Genomic DNA, 15372 nt, shown 5'->3' on the forward strand with positions numbered 1-15372 from the left:
CGAGCCCGCGAAGCCCACGGCCAGCCAGCCGGTGTCGCTCGCCGACCTCGACTGAGCTTCAGACAAGACTGAGGGTTAGACAAGACTGAGCGTCAGACAAGACTGAGCGTCAGACAAGACTGAGCGTCAGGCATGCCCCCGCCCCTAAGGTGGGGGCATGTCTGTTTGTGTGCGGGGGAGCGACGACCTCATGGATGGGGTGAGCTGACGTCATGGCGAGCGCAGCGTGGCACCCCGACATCCTGGGGCCGGGTTTCGAGCAGCTGACGTTGCCGCTCGGTTCGGACACCGAGGGCGAGGTCGCGGCCACCCTGGTGCGATACAAGCCTGGGCCCGACTTCGGGCTGCACGACCGCCCGGCGCGGCGCACCGATGTGCTCTATGTGCACGGGTGGTCCGACTACTTCTTCCAGACCGAGCTGGCGCGCTACTGGCATCGCATGGGCGCCGACTTCTATGCCGTCGACCTGCGCAAGTACGGCCGCAGCCTGCGCGACGGCCAGACCCCCGGTTTCGTCGACAACCTCACCACCTATGACGAGGACCTCGAGGCTGCGCTGTCGGTCATCGGACACGGCGAGGCCGACCACCCGTCGCGGTCGCTCATTCTGATGGGGCACTCGACGGGCGGGCTCACGCTCAGCCTGTGGGCCGACCGGCATCCGGGACGCGCCGAGGCGGTCGTGTTGAATTCGCCCTGGCTCGAGTTTCAGGCGCGCGGTTTCGGCCGCGAAGTGTTCACGCCGCTCATCGGCATCGGCGCGCGGGTCGACCCGCTGCGTGTCCTGCCGAACGTGGACCTCGGCTATTACACCCGCAGCGTGCTGAAGGCCAAGGGTGGCGACTGGGAGTACAACCTCGACTGGCGGCCCGAGCGCGGTTTCCCCGTGCGGCCCGCATGGCTGAACGCCGTGCTCGCCGGGCACGCGCGCGTGGCCATGGGGTTGTCGATCGACGCGGCGGTCTTCACCATGGTGTCGGCCCGGTCGACCATCGCACCCGTGTGGTCGGAGGCCATGCGCTCGAGCGACATCGTGTTGAACGTGGACGACATCGCCATGCGCGCCCTGAAACTGGCGCCCACCGTGACCATTGCACGGATCGACGGCGCATTGCACGACATCCTGCTGTCGCGGGCGGACGTTCGACGCGACGCCTATGCGCGGCTGACGCGGTTCGTGCGGGGACTCGCGCTCTAAGACGCCTCTGAGGCCGTGAGTGCAAGCCACAGCTCGGCCCGAGCGGCGAACGAGTCGAGCGACGTGGAGGTGAGCTGCTCGACCTGGCGGATGCGCGCCTTGAGCGTGTGGCGATGCATCCCGAGCTCTGCCGCGGCCTTCTCCCACTGCCCGTTGTGCTCGAGCCAGACGCGGGATGCCTCGAGCAAACCGCTCTGGAATCGGGCATCGTGTTCGCGCACCGGGCCGATGAGCGCCTCGGCGATGGCACGCAGACGGTCGGCGTCGAGGGCCGAGCGCATGCCGTTCTGGACGAGGTCGTCGAAGCGCACCAGCTGGCTGGAACCCGCGCGGGCGCAGGCGAGCTGTGCATGCTCGGCGGCCTCGGCCAGCGCGGGGAGGGCGACGGGGCTCGACAGGCCGACGGCGGCCGCGCGTGAGCGGGCACGTTCGGCGAGGACCGCGATGCGGGCGGGCGAACCGCAGAGGATGAGGCCGTCGGCGGTGCGGGACGCGAAGACGAGGCCGTCGGCGCTCGCCGAGGTGGTGTCACGCAGCAGCACTTCGGTCTCGGAGGCGGCTTGGCGCAGGCGCGCGACGACGAGGGGTCCGTCGGGGAATGGATTGCCCGTGTCGCGGGCGAGACGGGCGGCCGTCTCGGGGGCGCCGCGCAGGGCCTCCTCGAGGAGCGCAGCCCGCAGCTCGACGCCGTCGCGGGCTCGGCTGCGGTCGTGCTCGAGCGCCAGGCCGAGGAGGGCCACGACGCCCGTGATGACCGATTGGGCGGCGCGGTCGAGGGATGCACTCGTGGGTGATGTGACGGCGAGAACCCCGAGGAGTTCGCCCGCGCGGCCGATCGTTTGCAGGGTGGCGTGTTCGCCGGCAGCGGCGACAGCCGAGCCAGCCGAGCCAGCCGGGCCAGCCCCGCCCGCCGCCCCGACGGCGATGGACGAGCTGGCGCGCTGGCCGCGGTCGAGCAGCCGGGCTGCTTCTGTGCCGACGACGTCTCGCGCCGATGCCGATGCCGACGCGGCCTGCGACTCGCGCACCGAAGCATCCGCGCCGACGAGGAAGACCGGATGCCCGAGCTGACGGTGAAGCTCGGCCAACACCGCCTCGATCGGATGTGGCCGCAACGCCGCGAGCGACAGTGCCCGCTGCGCCTGCCGTGCCCAATCATCGCGCTCGTGGGCGTCGCGATCGAGCAGATCGGCGACTGCACGCACGACGGCGATGAACGGCGTGCGATAGGGCACCTCGAAGAGGGGGAGGGCCGAGGCGTGGCAGGCGGCGACGAGCTCCGCGGGAGTTCCGGCGCGGATGACCTCGGTGCCGAAACCGAGACCGCGCACACCGCGGCGCACGAGGCGTTGCACGTAGTCGGCGAAGTCGGGCTCCGAGGCATCCGCGAATTGGGTACCCGTCGTGAGCACCACCTGACCCTCGGCCAGGAACGGGGTGGGGTCGAGCAGATCGGAGCCGTGCACCCAGTCGATTCCACGCTCGAGGGCGCCGGGGCCACCGCCTTCGACGAGGGTCAGGTGCAGGTCGGGGGCGTCGAGCACGTTGCGCAGGGCCGGTCGCATGCCGCCACTCTAGCCACGACCTGCCGCTCTGTCGAAAAGAGAGCGGATGTTTCGACAGAACGGCAGTCGAGGCATCCGGTCCTCATCCCTAACATGGCGTGAACGGCAGCATCGCCGACAGCCGCGTTCTGAACGCCCTGCGAAGGAGGATCTTATGACCCTGACCGCCCCCGCCATCGGTGGAGAAACCCTCGCGCAGGAACGCCGTATCGTCACGAGCATCCCCGGTCCGCGCTCGATCGAGCTCATGGAGCGCAAGAAACAGGCCGTGCCCACGGCCGTCGGAACCACCATGCCCGTCTTCGCGCAGGCGGCCGGCGGCGGAGTGGTCGTCGATGTCGACGGAAACTCGTTCATCGACCTCGGTTCGGGCATCGCCGTCACGGGTGTCGGCAACTCGGCTCGCCGCGTGGTCGAGGCCGTGCAAGCCCAGGTGGCCGCCTTCACGCACACGTGCTTCATGATCACGCCCTACGACAGCTACGTCGAGGTGGCCGAGGCGCTCAACCGCCTGACCCCCGGCGACCACGAGAAGCGCACGGCCCTCTTCAACTCGGGTGCCGAGGCCGTCGAGAACGCCATCAAGGTGGCGCGCAGCCACACCAAGAAGCAGGCCGTCGTCGCGTTCGACCACGCCTACCACGGCCGCACCAACCTGACCATGGCGCTGACCGCCAAGTCCATGCCCTACAAGAGCGGTTTCGGCCCCTTCGCCTCCGAGATCTACCGGGCCCCGCTGTCCTACCCCTTCCGCGACGGCGACCTGAGCGGCGCGGATGCTGCGGCGCGCGCCATCCAGCTCATCGAGAAGCAGATCGGCGCCGACAACCTGGCGGCCATCATCATCGAACCCATCCAGGGCGAGGGCGGCTTCATCGTGCCCGCCGAGGGATTCCTCCCCGCGCTCGTCGAATGGGCCCGCGCCAACGACGTCGTCTTCATCGCCGATGAGGTGCAAACCGGTTTCGCGCGCACGGGCGCCATGTTCGCGAGCGAACACGAGGGCATCGTGCCCGACCTGGTCGTCACGGCCAAGGGCATCGCGGGCGGCCTGCCCCTGTCGGCCGTCACGGGCCGCGCCGAGATCATGGAGTCCACACACGCGGGCGGCCTCGGCGGAACCTACGGCGGCAACCCGCTCGCCTGCGCCGCCGCGCTCGCCGCCATCGAAACCTATGAGGAAGACAACCTCGTCGAGCGCGCCGCGGCCATCGGCGACCTCATCACGGGCCGGTTCCGCGACCGCCAGGCGCACGACGCGCGCATCGGGGATGTCCGGGGGCGCGGTGCCATGATCGCCGTCGAGTTCGTGAAACCGGGCACCACAGAGCCGGATGCGGCGCTCACGCAGGCCGTCGCAAAGGCCGCCCACGCCGAGGGTGTCATCGTGCTGACGTGTGGAACGTTCGGCAACGTCATCCGCTTCTTGCCCCCGCTGACGATCGATGACACGCTCTTGAACGAGGGCATCGACGTCGTCTTGGCGGCACTCGACGCCCAGGCATCGACCGAGAACACGCAGGAGGCCCGCGCATGACCGCCGCCCAGAACACCGCATCCGCTCCGCGCCCCGTCGACGAAGCGACGCTGCTCGCCTCCCTGCCCTCCGGCCTCTTCATCGGCGGCGAATGGCGGGATGCCTCGGGCGGCGCCACGTTCGACGTCGCCGACCCCGCGACCGGTCGCACCATCGCCACGATCGCCGATGCGACGCCAGCCGACGGCATCACGGCCCTCGACGCCGCGGTCGACGCCGCCGCCGAATGGGCCGCGACCGCACCGCGCGTGCGCGCCGAGATCTTGCGCCGCGCCTTCGACCTGCTGCAGGAGCGCAAACTCGAGATCGCCACGCTCATGACACTCGAAATGGGCAAACCGTTCGCCGAATCGCTCGGCGAGGTGGCCTATGGCGGCGAATTCCTGCGCTGGTTCTCGGAGGAGGCCGTGCGCATCACGGGGCGTTACGGCGTCAACCCCGAGGGCACCGGCCGCACGATCGTGTCGCAGCATCCGGTCGGCCCCTGCTACCTCATCACGCCCTGGAACTTCCCGCTCGCCATGGCCACGCGCAAGATCGCGCCAGCGCTCGCCGCTGGCTGCACCGTGGTCGTCAAACCGGCCGAACTCACGCCGCTCACCACGCTGTTCTTCGCGCAGCTACTGACGGATGCCGGCCTGCCCGCCGGTGTGCTCAACGTGGTCACGACCACGCACTCGGGCCCCGTTTCGGAGCCCATCATCAGCGATCCCCGCCTCCGCAAGCTGAGCTTCACGGGTTCGACGGCCGTCGGCAAGAGGCTCATCGCCCAGGCCGCCGAGAACGTGCTGCGCACCTCGATGGAGCTGGGCGGCAACGCGCCCTTCGTCATCTTCAACGACGCCGACCTCGACAAGGCCGTGGATGGCGCCATGCTCGCCAAGTTCCGCAACATCGGCCAGGCCTGCACGGCGGCCAACCGCTTCATCGTTCAGCGCGGCATCGCCGACGAGTTCGCCCGCCGCGTCACCGAACGCGTCGAACAGCTGCGCGTCGGCCGAGGCACCGACGAGGGCGTCACCATCGGCCCCCTCATCAACGCGTCGGCGGTCGAGAAGGCCCGCACGCTCACCGACGACGCCGTCACGCGCGGCGCCCAGGTGCTCACGGGCGGTTCGGCCATCGACGGAGACGGCACCTTCTTCGCCCCGACGGTCATCACCGAGGTGCCGACGGGAAGCGACATCCTGCGCGAAGAGATCTTCGGTCCGGTGCTCGCCATCATCCCGTTCGACGACGAAGAGGATGCCGTGCGCCTCGCGAACGACACCGAATACGGCCTCGTCGCCTACGTCTTCACCGAGAACCTCGCGCGCGGGCAGCGCATGATCGAGCGGCTCGACACGGGCATGATGGGACTGAACGTGGGCGTCGTCTCGAACGCAGCCGCACCCTTCGGCGGTGTCAAGCAGTCGGGCATCGGTCGAGAGGGCGGGCTCGAGGGCATCCACGAATACCTGAGCACCAAATACACGATGACGCCGAACCCGTAAGCACACCGAGCACCACGACCGCACGGAAGGAACCCCGATGGCCGACACGACCACCACCCGGGACATGCTGCAGAACTACATCGGCGGCCGATTCGTCGACCCCACCGGTGACACGATCATCGACGTCGTGAACCCCGCGACCGAGGAGATCGTGGCGCGATATCCCGTCTCGACGGCCGACGATGTGGATGCCGCGTTCCAGACAGCGCACGCCGCCTTCCGCACCTGGCGCCGCACGACGCCGGGGGAGCGCCAGAGCGCCCTGCTCGCGCTCGCCGACGCCATCGAGCAGAACGCCGACGAGATCGTCGAAGCGCAGTTCCGCAACACGGGTCAGCCGCGCGAGGCCATCAAGGTCGAAGAGGTCATCACGGGCGCCGACCACCTGCGCTTCTTCGCGGGCGCCGCGCGCACCCTCGAGGGCAAATCGGCGGGCGAATACCTGGCCGGTCACACCTCGTTTGTGCGGCGCGAACCCCTCGGCGTCGTGGCCCAGGTCACGCCCTGGAACTACCCGTTCATGATGCTCATCTGGAAGATCGCGCCCGCGCTCGCCGCCGGCAACACGGTCGTGCTGAAGCCCTCCGACACGACGCCGGAGTCGACCCTCGTGCTCGCGCGCCTGAGCCACGGCATCCTGCCCGACGGTGTGCTCAACTTCGTGCTCGGCGACGCCTCGACGGGCCAGGCCATGACCGAGCACCCCACGCCCCAGCTCGTAGCCATCACGGGTTCGGTGCGCGCCGGCATGGCCGTCGCCGCCTCTGCCGCCCCGCAACTGCACCGCGTGCACCTCGAACTCGGCGGCAAGGCGCCCGCGGTGGTCTTTGGTGACGTGGATGTCGAAGCCACCGCCGAGGCGATCGCCGGAGCCGCGTACTTCAACGCCGGCCAAGACTGCACGGCCGTGACGCGCGTGCTCGTGCACGAGAGCATCCACGACGCCTTCGTCGAAGCCCTCGTCGCCGCGGCCGAAGCCTCGAAGACCGGGGATGCCGAAGACCCCGACGCCCTCTACGGGCCCCTGAACAATAAGACGCACTTCGACAAGGTCGCGAGCGTCATCGAGGGGCTGCCCGCCCACGCGACCATCGCGACGGGCGGCACGCGCGTGGGCGACCGCGGCTACTTCTTCGCGCCGACCGTCATCACGGGCGTCAACCAGGACGACGAGTGCGTGCAGGAGGAAACCTTCGGCCCCGTGCTCACGGTGCAATCGTTCGCCGATGAGGCCGAGGCCGTCGAGAAGGCCAACGACGTGCGCTACGCCCTCGCCTCGAGCGTCTGGACGACGGACCACGGAACGGCCATGCGGGTGTCGCGCGACCTCGACTTCGGCGCCGTGTGGATCAACACCCACATTCTGCTGACGCCCGAAATGCCGCACGGCGGCTTCAAGATGTCGGGCTACGGCAAGGACCTGTCCTCCTACGGTCTCGAGGATTACACGCGGATCAAGCACGTCATGTCGGCCATCGACGACGTGTGACGCATCCGTTCGATCGCGCTCTCTGCTCCTGAACACACCACCCGAACCCGAACCGCGGCCCCGCCGCCCCCAGAATCGAGACAATCCATGACCCACCTCGAACGCGATGTCGTGATCGTCGGCGCCGGAGCATCCGGTCTGACCGCCGCAAACAAGCTGCGGGACGCGGGGCTCAGCGTCGCCGTCCTCGAGGCGCGCGACCGCGTCGGCGGCCGGCTCTGGACCCGCGAGATCGACGGCGCCCTGCTCGAGATCGGCGGGCAGTGGGTCTCTCCCGACCAGCACGCGCTCATCGAGACGGTCGAGGAGCTCGGCCTCGAGACCTACTCGCGCTACCGCGAGGGCGACAGCGTCTACATCGGCCCGAGTGGCGAGCTCACGCACTTCACGGGCGAGATGTTCCCGGTGTCGGCCGAGACCGAGGCCGAGATGGAGCGCCTCATCACGCTCATCGACGGCATCGTCGCCGAGGTGGGCCCGCACCGCCCGTGGGAGCACCCGCGTGCGGCCGAATGGGACCAGGTGACCTGGGCCGAGTGGCTCGAGCAGCAGACCGACGATGTCGAGGCCCGCGACAACATCGCGCTCTTCATCGCCGAGGCCATGCTCACCAAACCGTCCTACGCCTTCTCGGCGCTGCAGGCGTTCCTCATGGCGGCGTCGGCCGGCAGCTTCAGCAACCTCGTCGACGCCGACTTCATCCTCGACAAGCGCGTCGTCGGCGGCCTGCAGCGGGTTCCCATCGAGCTCGCCCGCCGTCTGGGCGACGACGTGTTCCTCGGCCAGCCGGTCCGCCGCATCGACTACACGGATGCCGGAGCCACGGTCACGGCCGACGGCATGACAGTCTCGGCGAAACACGTCATCGTGGCCGTTCCCCCGAACCTCTATTCGCGCATCGACTTCCAGCCGCCGCTGCCCCGTGTGCAGCAGCAAATGCACCAGCACCTGTCGCTCGGCCTCGTCATCAAGGTGCACGCCGTCTATGAGACACCCTTCTGGCGCGAGGCCGGCCTGTCGGGCACGGCCTTCAGCCCCTACGAGATCGCCCACGAGGCCTACGACAACTCGAACTACGACGACCCGCGAGGAACCCTCGTGGCCTTCGTCTCGGATGTGAAGGCCGATCGCCTCTTCACGCTGAGCCCCGAGGATCGTCAGAAAGAGATCCTCACGTCGCTTTCTCACTACTACGGGCCCGAGACGCTGAATCCCGTCGTCTATTTTGAGAGCGACTGGGCCGTCGAGGAGTGGACGCGCGGTGCGTATGCCGCGAGCTACGACATGGGTGGCCTGCACCGTTACGGCGCCTACCAGCTCGAACCCGTCGGGCCGATCCACTGGTCGTGCAGCGATATCGCCGCCGAGGGCTACCAGCACGTGGATGGCGCCATCCGCCGCGGTCGCGACACCGCCGACGAGATCCTCGGGGCGCGCGGCCTCTGACCGTCGCTCCGCACAGCGTGCGCGCCCCACCCGGCGCGCACGCTGCTCGGCCCTACCCGCAGCATCCCGCGGGAACCGAGCCGAAATACAGAATTAACGTCACCAATCCCGTGACTCTGCTTCACTAGTCCCAGCCAGACACCCGCACCATCAGACGCCCGGCAACGCCGCCGGTATCCGACCCGCTCGCCGACCCGAAAGCCGAGGATCGTTTGCGTTACGTCATTGGTTACACCGATACACCGACCGGCAGGGATGCGCTCGCCCTGGGCATCCGCCTCGCCCGGTCCTACGGGGGCAGCCTGCACCTCGTCATCGTTCTGGGCAGCGAGTCGAAGCCCACGCTGACACCCACCGACCCGGGTTACGAACGCTTTCTGCAGGACACGGCCGCGGGATGGCTGGCCGAGGCCGAAGCATCCCTGCCCGACGATATCGAGCACGACTCGCACATCGTCTACGCCGACTCCTTCTCGGAGGGTCTGCTCGGAGCCTCGCGCGACCTGCTCGCCTCGATGATCGTCATCGGGGCCGCGCGCGGGGGCCTGCTCGGCCGGTTCGCGCTCGGCACCGTGGCCAGCGACCTGCTGCACAGCGCCAAGGTGCCCGTCGCGCTCGCGCCCGAGGGTGCCCGCCGCGTGGGCACCGCGCCGCTCAGCCGCATCACGTGCGCCGTCGGCACCCGCGCCGGCGCCGACGCCCTGCTCGACGGGGCCCTGCTCTTCGCGCGCCGCGGCGACTCGCCCCTCCGCCTGCTCTCGCTCGTCGCCATCGACCAGCCGGGCGGATCGGCCGACCGGGCCGCCGTCGATCGGGCGCGCGAACACGCGACGGCCGTGGTCGAACAGGCCCGCACGTATCTGCCGGACGACCTCGTGCCCGAGGCCGTCATCGCCACGGGCGACCGCATCGAAGACGCCGTCCAGTCGATCGATTGGGACCCCGCCGAGATCGTGTTCGTCGGCTCGAGCCGGCTCGCGCGCCCGCAACACCTCTTCCTCGGCTCGACCGCAGCGAAAATCCTGCGCGAGCTTCCCGTTCCGATGGTCGTCGTTCCCCGCGACTCCGTCCTCACTCTCGGAGAGTGACATTGTGACCACGCACAAATCGGGCGCCCAGGCGTCTGCCGAAGCATCCTCGACCGCCTCGTCGGGCGGCATCTCCAAGAAGGGCCTGAGCGCCGGTTCGGTGGGCCTCATCGGCGCCATCGTCATCGGCATCTCGTGCATCGCGCCTGCCTACACGCTGACGGCGGCTCTCGGCCCCACGGTGTCGGAGGTCGGGGTGCAGGTGCCCGCCATCATCATCGTGGGCTTCATCCCCATGCTGTTGGTGGCCTTCGGCTATCGCGAACTCAACCGCGCCATGCCCGACTCGGGCACCTCGTTCACCTGGGCGACGCGTGCCTTCGGCCCCTGGATCGGCTGGATGGCGGGCTGGGGCCTCATCGCCGCCACCATCCTCGTGTTGTCCAACCTGGCCGGAATCGCCGTGGACTTCTTCTATCTCATGCTGTCGCAGATCTTCAGCAACCCGTCGATCGCCGATCTGACGCTCAACCCGGTCATCAACGTCGTGACGTGTCTCGCGTTCATGGCGGGTGCGACGATCATCTCCTATCGCGACATGCAGACCACGCAGAAGCTGCAGTACGTGCTCGTGGGCTTCCAGCTCTTCGTGCTGCTGCTCTTCGGTGTGGCGGCCATCGTGCACATGTCGTCGGGCAGCGCCTTCGATCTGACCCCCGTCAGCTGGGAGTGGTTCAACCCGTTCGAGGTCGCCTCCTTCGGTGCCTTCGCCGCAGGTCTCTCCCTATCGATCTTCATCTTCTGGGGCTGGGATGTCACACTCACCATGTCCGAAGAAACCAAGGGTTCGCGCTCGACGCCCGGTCGCGCCGCAACGCTCACGGTCATCATCATCGTGATCCTCTACCTGTTCGTCTCGGTCACGTCGATCGGTTTCGCGGGCGTCGGCACGGGGGAGTACGGCCTCGGCAACGAAGAGATCCAGGGCAACGTGTTCTTCGCGCTGGCGGGCCCCATCCTCGGGCCGTTCGCCGTGCTCGTCTCGATCGCCGTGCTCTCGTCCTCGGCCGCGTCTCTGCAGTCGACGTTCGTGTCGCCCGCCCGCACACTGCTCGCCATGGGCCACTACGGCGCCCTGCCCGCACGCTTCGCGCAGGTGAGCCCGCGGTTCTTCACGCCGGGTTTCGCCACCATCGTTTCGGCGATCGCGGCCTCGGCCTTCTACGCCGTCATGCGTTTCATCAGTGAGGATGTCTTGTGGGACACCATCACGGCCCTCGGCATGATGATCTGCTTCTACTACGGCATCACGGCGTTCGCAAGCGTGTGGTACTTCCGCAAGCAGCTGTTCAAGTCGGCGCACAATGTGTTTTTCCAGCTGCTGTTCCCGCTCATCGGCGGCCTCATCCTGACCGTGCTGTTTTTCACGACCGTGGTCGACAGCATGGACCCCGAGTATGGCTCCGGCTCGAACATCGCTGGCGTCGGTCTGGTCTTCATCCTCGGCATGACCGTGCTGGGGCTCGGCGTGATCATCATGATCGTGCAGGCCGTGCGCAATCCGGGCTTCTTCCGCGGCGAGAGCCTGCGCCGAGGGGCATCGGATGGCACCGAGGAAGAGGTGGATGCCGCAACCGCCGCCTAGTCGCCTCGCCGCTGCCCTATGCCCGGCTGAACGCCTCGATCGGAGCATCCTTCAACACGTCGCGCGTGGGTGAGACACTGGCCACCACGGTCAGCGCGAGCCCGGCCGCCACGGCACCGACGAGGAAGAGCGGTGGTACGACGGGGATGACGAGGCCGATGTCACGGATCGAGCCGAGAAGCGATTGCGTTCCGATCCATCCGAAGGCGAAGCCCATGACGAGCCCCGTCACGGTGGCGGCGATGCTGAGTCGCGCGCTCTCGGACACGATCGACCCCGCGACACCGGCGCGTGTCTGCCCGAGCACGCGCATGAGCGCGATCTCGCGTGACCGCAGGCGCGTGCTGAGGCTCACGGCGTTGGCCAGGCCGATGGCCGCGATGACGACCGTGAAGCTGATGAGGGCGAGCACGACCACGAGCACCATGCCGATGATCGAGTACGCGTCGCCCTCGGACTCCGAACCCGCGTAGGCGCGCGTGAGGGTGGCCTCGAACGAGGCCGAGGCGACGACGAACATGGTCACGACGGCCACGCTGATGGTCACGCCGAGGGCCGCGCGCGAGGTGCGGAGCGGATGGCGTTGCAGGCTCTCGGCCGCCCTCCTGGCTCCGAACGTGCGGGGCAGCAGCAGGTTTACGAGCCGCAGCACGAGCGGGATGGTCCAGGATGCCGAGCCGATGAACCCGATGACGGTCACGGTGCCCGCCACGAGGCCCAGGAGCGAGGCGAGCGGGGTGATGACGCCGAGCGCGGCGGCACCGAGGAGCAGCACGACGCCGAGTGCGAGCGTGATGAGCCCGGCCAGCGGGGTGCGCGAGCGTGCCTCGGATTCGTCCGCGCCGCCGATCGCGGCCACGCCGAGCGCCTGGATGGGCTGCACGTCGATGACCCCGCGTGACCCGCGCCAGGCCGCCCACCAGGTGCACAGCACGATGAGGGCGAGTGGCACGGCGATGAGCGGCGTGAGCGAGTTGCCGGCGGCATCCGGGTCGAGCAGCAGCTCGTGGTTGTCGGCGGCGAAACGGATGGCGGCCACGCTGATGGCGATACCGAGCAGGCCGCCGAGCACGGCTCCCGTAACGCCCGTGCCGAGGCCGTCGGCGGCGATGCGACGACGTTCGGTGCGCGCCTCCGAGCCGAGCAGGCGTCGCAGGGCGATGTCCCGCACTCGGCTCGCCGTCACGATGCTGTAGGTGTTCGAGATGACGACCGTCGAGACGACGACCGAGATCACGAGGAACGCGAACGCCAGAATGGCGAGGACGACGATGACCGAGGGGTTGTCGCCGAACACGCTGGCCAGCACGCCATTGGCGGCCGCCGTGGTGAGGGTGAGCAACAGCACGGCGTAGCAAGCGCTGAGCGTCACCACCGTGAGGCTGACGAGGCGGCCGGGCTGACGCAGGGCGAAGACGAGAGAGCGAACTTTATTCACAGCTCAACGCTAGGGATGCCGCATCCGCTCGTCGTCGGCCGTCAGTGCCGCTCGCATCGGCCCCGAGGACCACGCGCGGCGCACATCGACATCTCGAAAGACACGCAACGGCAGCCGATCTCGCGGGACCGCTGTCGCGCAACTGCCGTCGCGGAACCGGCCTAGCGGAAGTTGACGAACTGCAGGTCGATGTCGAGATCGCTCGACTTCAACATGGCGATCGTGTCTTGCAGGTCGTCGCGGCTCTTCGACTGCACGCGCAGCTCGTCGCCCTGAATCTGCGACTTGACGCCCTTGGGAGCCTCGTCGCGGATGAGCTTGTTGATCTTCTTGGCGTTCTCCTGCGTGATGCCGTCTTTCAACGACGCCTCGATGCGGAACTCTTTGCCGCTCGCGTAGGGCTCGCCCGCGTCGAGGCTCTTGAGCGAGATGCCGCGCTTGATGAGCTTGGACTGGTAGACGTCGAGCACGGCCTTGACGCGCTCTTCGCTGTTGGCCTTCATGAGGATCTTCTCGCCGCTCGGGGCGATCGACGCACCCGTGCCCTTGAAGTCGTAGCGCTGCTCGATCTCTTTGTGCGCCTGGTGGAGGGCGTTGTCGGCCTCCATCTTGTCGACCTTGCTGACCACGTCAAAAGAGGAATCTGCCATCCCCCCATCCTAGCGAAGGGATGGTGGCGCACCACAGCCGGGATCGACTACGCCGTGGAAGGCTTCGGGGCGGCCGTCGACGAGCGCACGACCAGCTCGAACGGCACGGGCACGCGTTCGGCGCTCGAGAGGTCGGGAGCCGGCTGGGCAGCCCCCGGCTCGGGTTCGAGGTGCTCCATGAGCAGCTCGACGGCCCGTTCGCCCTGGCGTTTCGGAAACTGCGCCACGGTGGTCAACCCGAAGAAGTCGGCCAGCTGGTGGTCGTCCACGCCCGACACGCTCACATCGCCCGGCACGTTGAGGCCCAGGTCGCGCGCGGCCAGGATGCTGCCGATGGCCATTTCGTCGGATGCCGCCACGATCGCGGTCGGCCGATCCCGCGGTTGCCCGAGCAGCTGCTTCGCCGCGCGGAAACCGCCCTTCATGGTGAAGTCGGCCGCGCGGAACAGGGCCGGATCGGGGGTGATGCCGGCATCCCGCAGCGCCTGTTCGTAGCCCTTGCGGCGGTAGGTGGGCACCTTGAAGTCGCGGTCGAACGCGCTGTCGGCGCCGATATGCGCGATGCGCGTGTGCCCGAGCGACAGGAGGTGCTCGGTGGACAGGCTCGTCATGGCGCTGTCGACGACCGTGAGGCTGGGCACACCGGGCAGCACGCCGCCGACCGACACGAGTGGTTTGCCGAGCGAGTGCAGGCTCGACACCTCGTCGTCGCTCAGCTCGAGGCTGACCGCGATGACCGCGTCGACGCGTCGGCGCAGGAGGAAGTGCTCGAAAACGCTGCGGCGATCGTCGCCGCCGCCCGTCAGGTTGTAGAGGGTGAGGTCGTAGCCCCGGCGGAGCAGAGCCGTCTCGGCACCCTCGACGACCGAGGAGAAGTACCACTCCGACAGGAACGGCACCACGATGCCCACGTTGCGCGTGCGACCGGACGCCAGACTCGAGGCATTCGACGAGACGACGTAGTCGAGGTGTTCGGCCGACGCGCTGACTTTTGCACGCGTGGCGTCGGACACGTAGCCGCGGCCGCTGAGGGCCCGCGAGACCGTTGCGGTCGAGACGCCGGCATGCTTCGCAACGTCGTCGATGCCGACCATGAGCGCCCTTCGAACCTTCCGGATGTGAACACAGCTTATCGACCGGCCTCGATTTCTCTGAACGGCCATCTCAGGCTACTATTTTCAAGCGCCTTCGGTTGGCTGTTCAAGTTTGGTCGAGCGCGCTCTGGCGAGTTACCCAAGCGGCCAAAGGGATCTGACTGTAAATCAGACTGCTCAGCATTCGGGGGTTCGAATCCCTCACTCGCCACCATATTCACCCCACGCTGTCGCCCGCACCGGCTGTGCCTGTGCCCACACGGCTGTGCCTTTGCCCGCACAGGCTGTGCTTTTGCCCGCACGGCTGTGCTTTTGCGAAGCCGTTCTTCGCATGCCGCTCGCGTCACGGCGAAATCAGCGCGTTGATTGCGGCCCGCAGCCGCGCACATTCGCCGCGGAGATAGGCCAGCTCGCGTTCGAGCTCTTCTGACGCGCCTGCATAGCCCGTGCCCAAGCCGTCGGTATCGAGGCGAGCACTGGCCGCAGCGCCGGCCGCCCCCGCGATCCCGGATGCCGCACCCCCGCGCCCGGCCTCCCGCGCTGCCCGCTGAGCTTCCCGTTTCTCGCGCGTCTTCAGCCACGACCGCAGCGACTGCTCGCCCACCCCGAGCGTCGTGGCCGTCGTGCGCACCACGGAGCGATCGCCCGGGTCGCGCTCCCGAAGCTCGTCGACCATGGCGAGCGCCTCGGCCTTCAGCTCGACGGAGTATTTGCGTTCGAGAGCCATCGAATCCCCTTATGCGTGTTCGCGTGCATGCGATCTGACGCGCCAACGGGCGGCGCGGGGC

Annotated in this window: 12 protein-coding genes and 1 tRNA gene; 8 read left to right on the plus strand and 5 right to left on the minus strand. The window is 68.4% G+C overall.

Going from position 1 to position 15372, the window contains the following annotated elements:
• Positions 1-212 precede the first annotated feature (212 nt).
• Complete coding sequence (locus ACZ6IE_RS02950; protein WP_464606709.1) at positions 213-1199, plus strand: alpha/beta hydrolase; 987 nt, start codon at positions 213-215, stop codon at positions 1197-1199.
• Here ACZ6IE_RS02950 and ACZ6IE_RS02955 read toward each other — a convergent pair.
• Positions 1196-2764 carry a PucR family transcriptional regulator gene (locus tag ACZ6IE_RS02955; RefSeq protein WP_464606710.1) on the minus strand — a complete coding sequence of 523 codons (1569 nt, stop codon included), beginning with the start codon at positions 2762-2764 and terminating at the stop codon, positions 1196-1198. The genes ACZ6IE_RS02950 and ACZ6IE_RS02955 overlap by 4 nt on opposite strands.
• A gap of 154 nt (positions 2765-2918) precedes the next feature.
• Here ACZ6IE_RS02955 and gabT point away from each other — a divergent pair, with 154 nt between their 5' ends.
• The 6 genes from gabT to ACZ6IE_RS02985 all read left to right on the plus strand — a co-directional run bounded on the left by gabT (position 2919) and on the right by ACZ6IE_RS02985 (position 11402).
• A complete protein-coding gene (gabT, locus tag ACZ6IE_RS02960) occupies positions 2919-4301 on the plus strand; it encodes a 4-aminobutyrate--2-oxoglutarate transaminase (protein ID WP_464606711.1) in 1383 nt (460 codons plus the stop codon).
• Complete coding sequence (locus tag ACZ6IE_RS02965) at positions 4298-5794, plus strand: NAD-dependent succinate-semialdehyde dehydrogenase (protein ID WP_464606712.1); 1497 nt, start codon at positions 4298-4300, stop codon at positions 5792-5794. The genes gabT and ACZ6IE_RS02965 overlap by 4 nt, the downstream gene beginning before the upstream one ends.
• Positions 5795-5831: 37 nt before the next feature.
• Complete coding sequence (locus ACZ6IE_RS02970; protein WP_464606713.1) at positions 5832-7283, plus strand: gamma-aminobutyraldehyde dehydrogenase; 1452 nt, start codon at positions 5832-5834, stop codon at positions 7281-7283.
• A gap of 87 nt (positions 7284-7370) precedes the next feature.
• Positions 7371-8729 carry a flavin monoamine oxidase family protein gene (locus tag ACZ6IE_RS02975; RefSeq protein ID WP_464606714.1) on the plus strand — a complete coding sequence of 453 codons (1359 nt, stop codon included), beginning with the start codon at positions 7371-7373 and terminating at the stop codon, positions 8727-8729.
• 212 nt (positions 8730-8941) lie between these two features.
• Positions 8942-9817, plus strand: coding sequence for a universal stress protein (locus tag ACZ6IE_RS02980; RefSeq protein WP_464606715.1), 876 nt, complete (start codon positions 8942-8944; stop codon positions 9815-9817).
• Between the two features lie 4 nt (positions 9818-9821).
• A complete protein-coding gene (locus ACZ6IE_RS02985; protein ID WP_464606716.1) occupies positions 9822-11402 on the plus strand; it encodes an APC family permease in 1581 nt (526 codons plus the stop codon).
• 16 nt (positions 11403-11418) lie between these two features.
• Here ACZ6IE_RS02985 and ACZ6IE_RS02990 read toward each other — a convergent pair whose 3' ends face one another.
• The 3 genes from ACZ6IE_RS02990 to ACZ6IE_RS03000 form a co-directional block, all read right to left on the minus strand.
• Positions 11419-12840, minus strand: coding sequence for an ABC transporter permease (locus tag ACZ6IE_RS02990; protein ID WP_464606717.1), 1422 nt, complete (start codon positions 12838-12840; stop codon positions 11419-11421).
• 161 nt (positions 12841-13001) lie between these two features.
• Positions 13002-13490, minus strand: a complete 489-nt coding sequence (locus ACZ6IE_RS02995; protein ID WP_077054057.1) for a YajQ family cyclic di-GMP-binding protein — start codon at positions 13488-13490, stop codon at positions 13002-13004.
• Positions 13491-13537: 47 nt separating this feature from the next.
• Complete coding sequence (locus ACZ6IE_RS03000) at positions 13538-14584, minus strand: LacI family DNA-binding transcriptional regulator (protein ID WP_464606718.1); 1047 nt, start codon at positions 14582-14584, stop codon at positions 13538-13540.
• A gap of 129 nt (positions 14585-14713) precedes the next feature.
• On the opposite strand from ACZ6IE_RS03000, the gene ACZ6IE_RS03005 reads away from it, so the two are divergent.
• Positions 14714-14798 (plus strand) — tRNA-Tyr (locus ACZ6IE_RS03005).
• Positions 14799-14927: 129 nt separating this feature from the next.
• On the opposite strand, the gene ACZ6IE_RS03010 is transcribed toward ACZ6IE_RS03005, so the two are convergent.
• Entirely contained in the window at positions 14928-15311 is a 384-nt protein-coding gene (locus tag ACZ6IE_RS03010; RefSeq protein WP_464606719.1) for a hypothetical protein, read from the minus strand.
• Positions 15312-15372: the final 61 nt, after the last annotated feature.

It is taken from the genome of Okibacterium sp. AC114 (genome assembly GCF_979253355.1).

Bases quoted from the DNA above. Each gene is read 5' to 3' on its own strand.
- ACZ6IE_RS02950 (WP_464606709.1), top strand. From the start codon at position 213: ATGGCGAGCGCAGCGTGGCACCCCGACATCCTGGGGCCGGGTTTCGAG.
- ACZ6IE_RS02955 (WP_464606710.1), bottom strand. From the start codon at position 2,764: ATGCGACCGGCCCTGCGCAACGTGCTCGACGCCCCCGACCTGCACCTG.
- gabT (WP_464606711.1), top strand. From the start codon at position 2,919: ATGACCCTGACCGCCCCCGCCATCGGTGGAGAAACCCTCGCGCAGGAA.
- ACZ6IE_RS02965 (WP_464606712.1), top strand. From the start codon at position 4,298: ATGACCGCCGCCCAGAACACCGCATCCGCTCCGCGCCCCGTCGACGAA.
- ACZ6IE_RS02970 (WP_464606713.1), top strand. From the start codon at position 5,832: ATGGCCGACACGACCACCACCCGGGACATGCTGCAGAACTACATCGGC.
- ACZ6IE_RS02975 (WP_464606714.1), top strand. From the start codon at position 7,371: ATGACCCACCTCGAACGCGATGTCGTGATCGTCGGCGCCGGAGCATCC.
- ACZ6IE_RS02995 (WP_077054057.1), bottom strand. From the start codon at position 13,490: ATGGCAGATTCCTCTTTTGACGTGGTCAGCAAGGTCGACAAGATGGAG.
- ACZ6IE_RS03000 (WP_464606718.1), bottom strand. From the start codon at position 14,584: ATGGTCGGCATCGACGACGTTGCGAAGCATGCCGGCGTCTCGACCGCA.
- ACZ6IE_RS03010 (WP_464606719.1), bottom strand. From the start codon at position 15,311: ATGGCTCTCGAACGCAAATACTCCGTCGAGCTGAAGGCCGAGGCGCTC.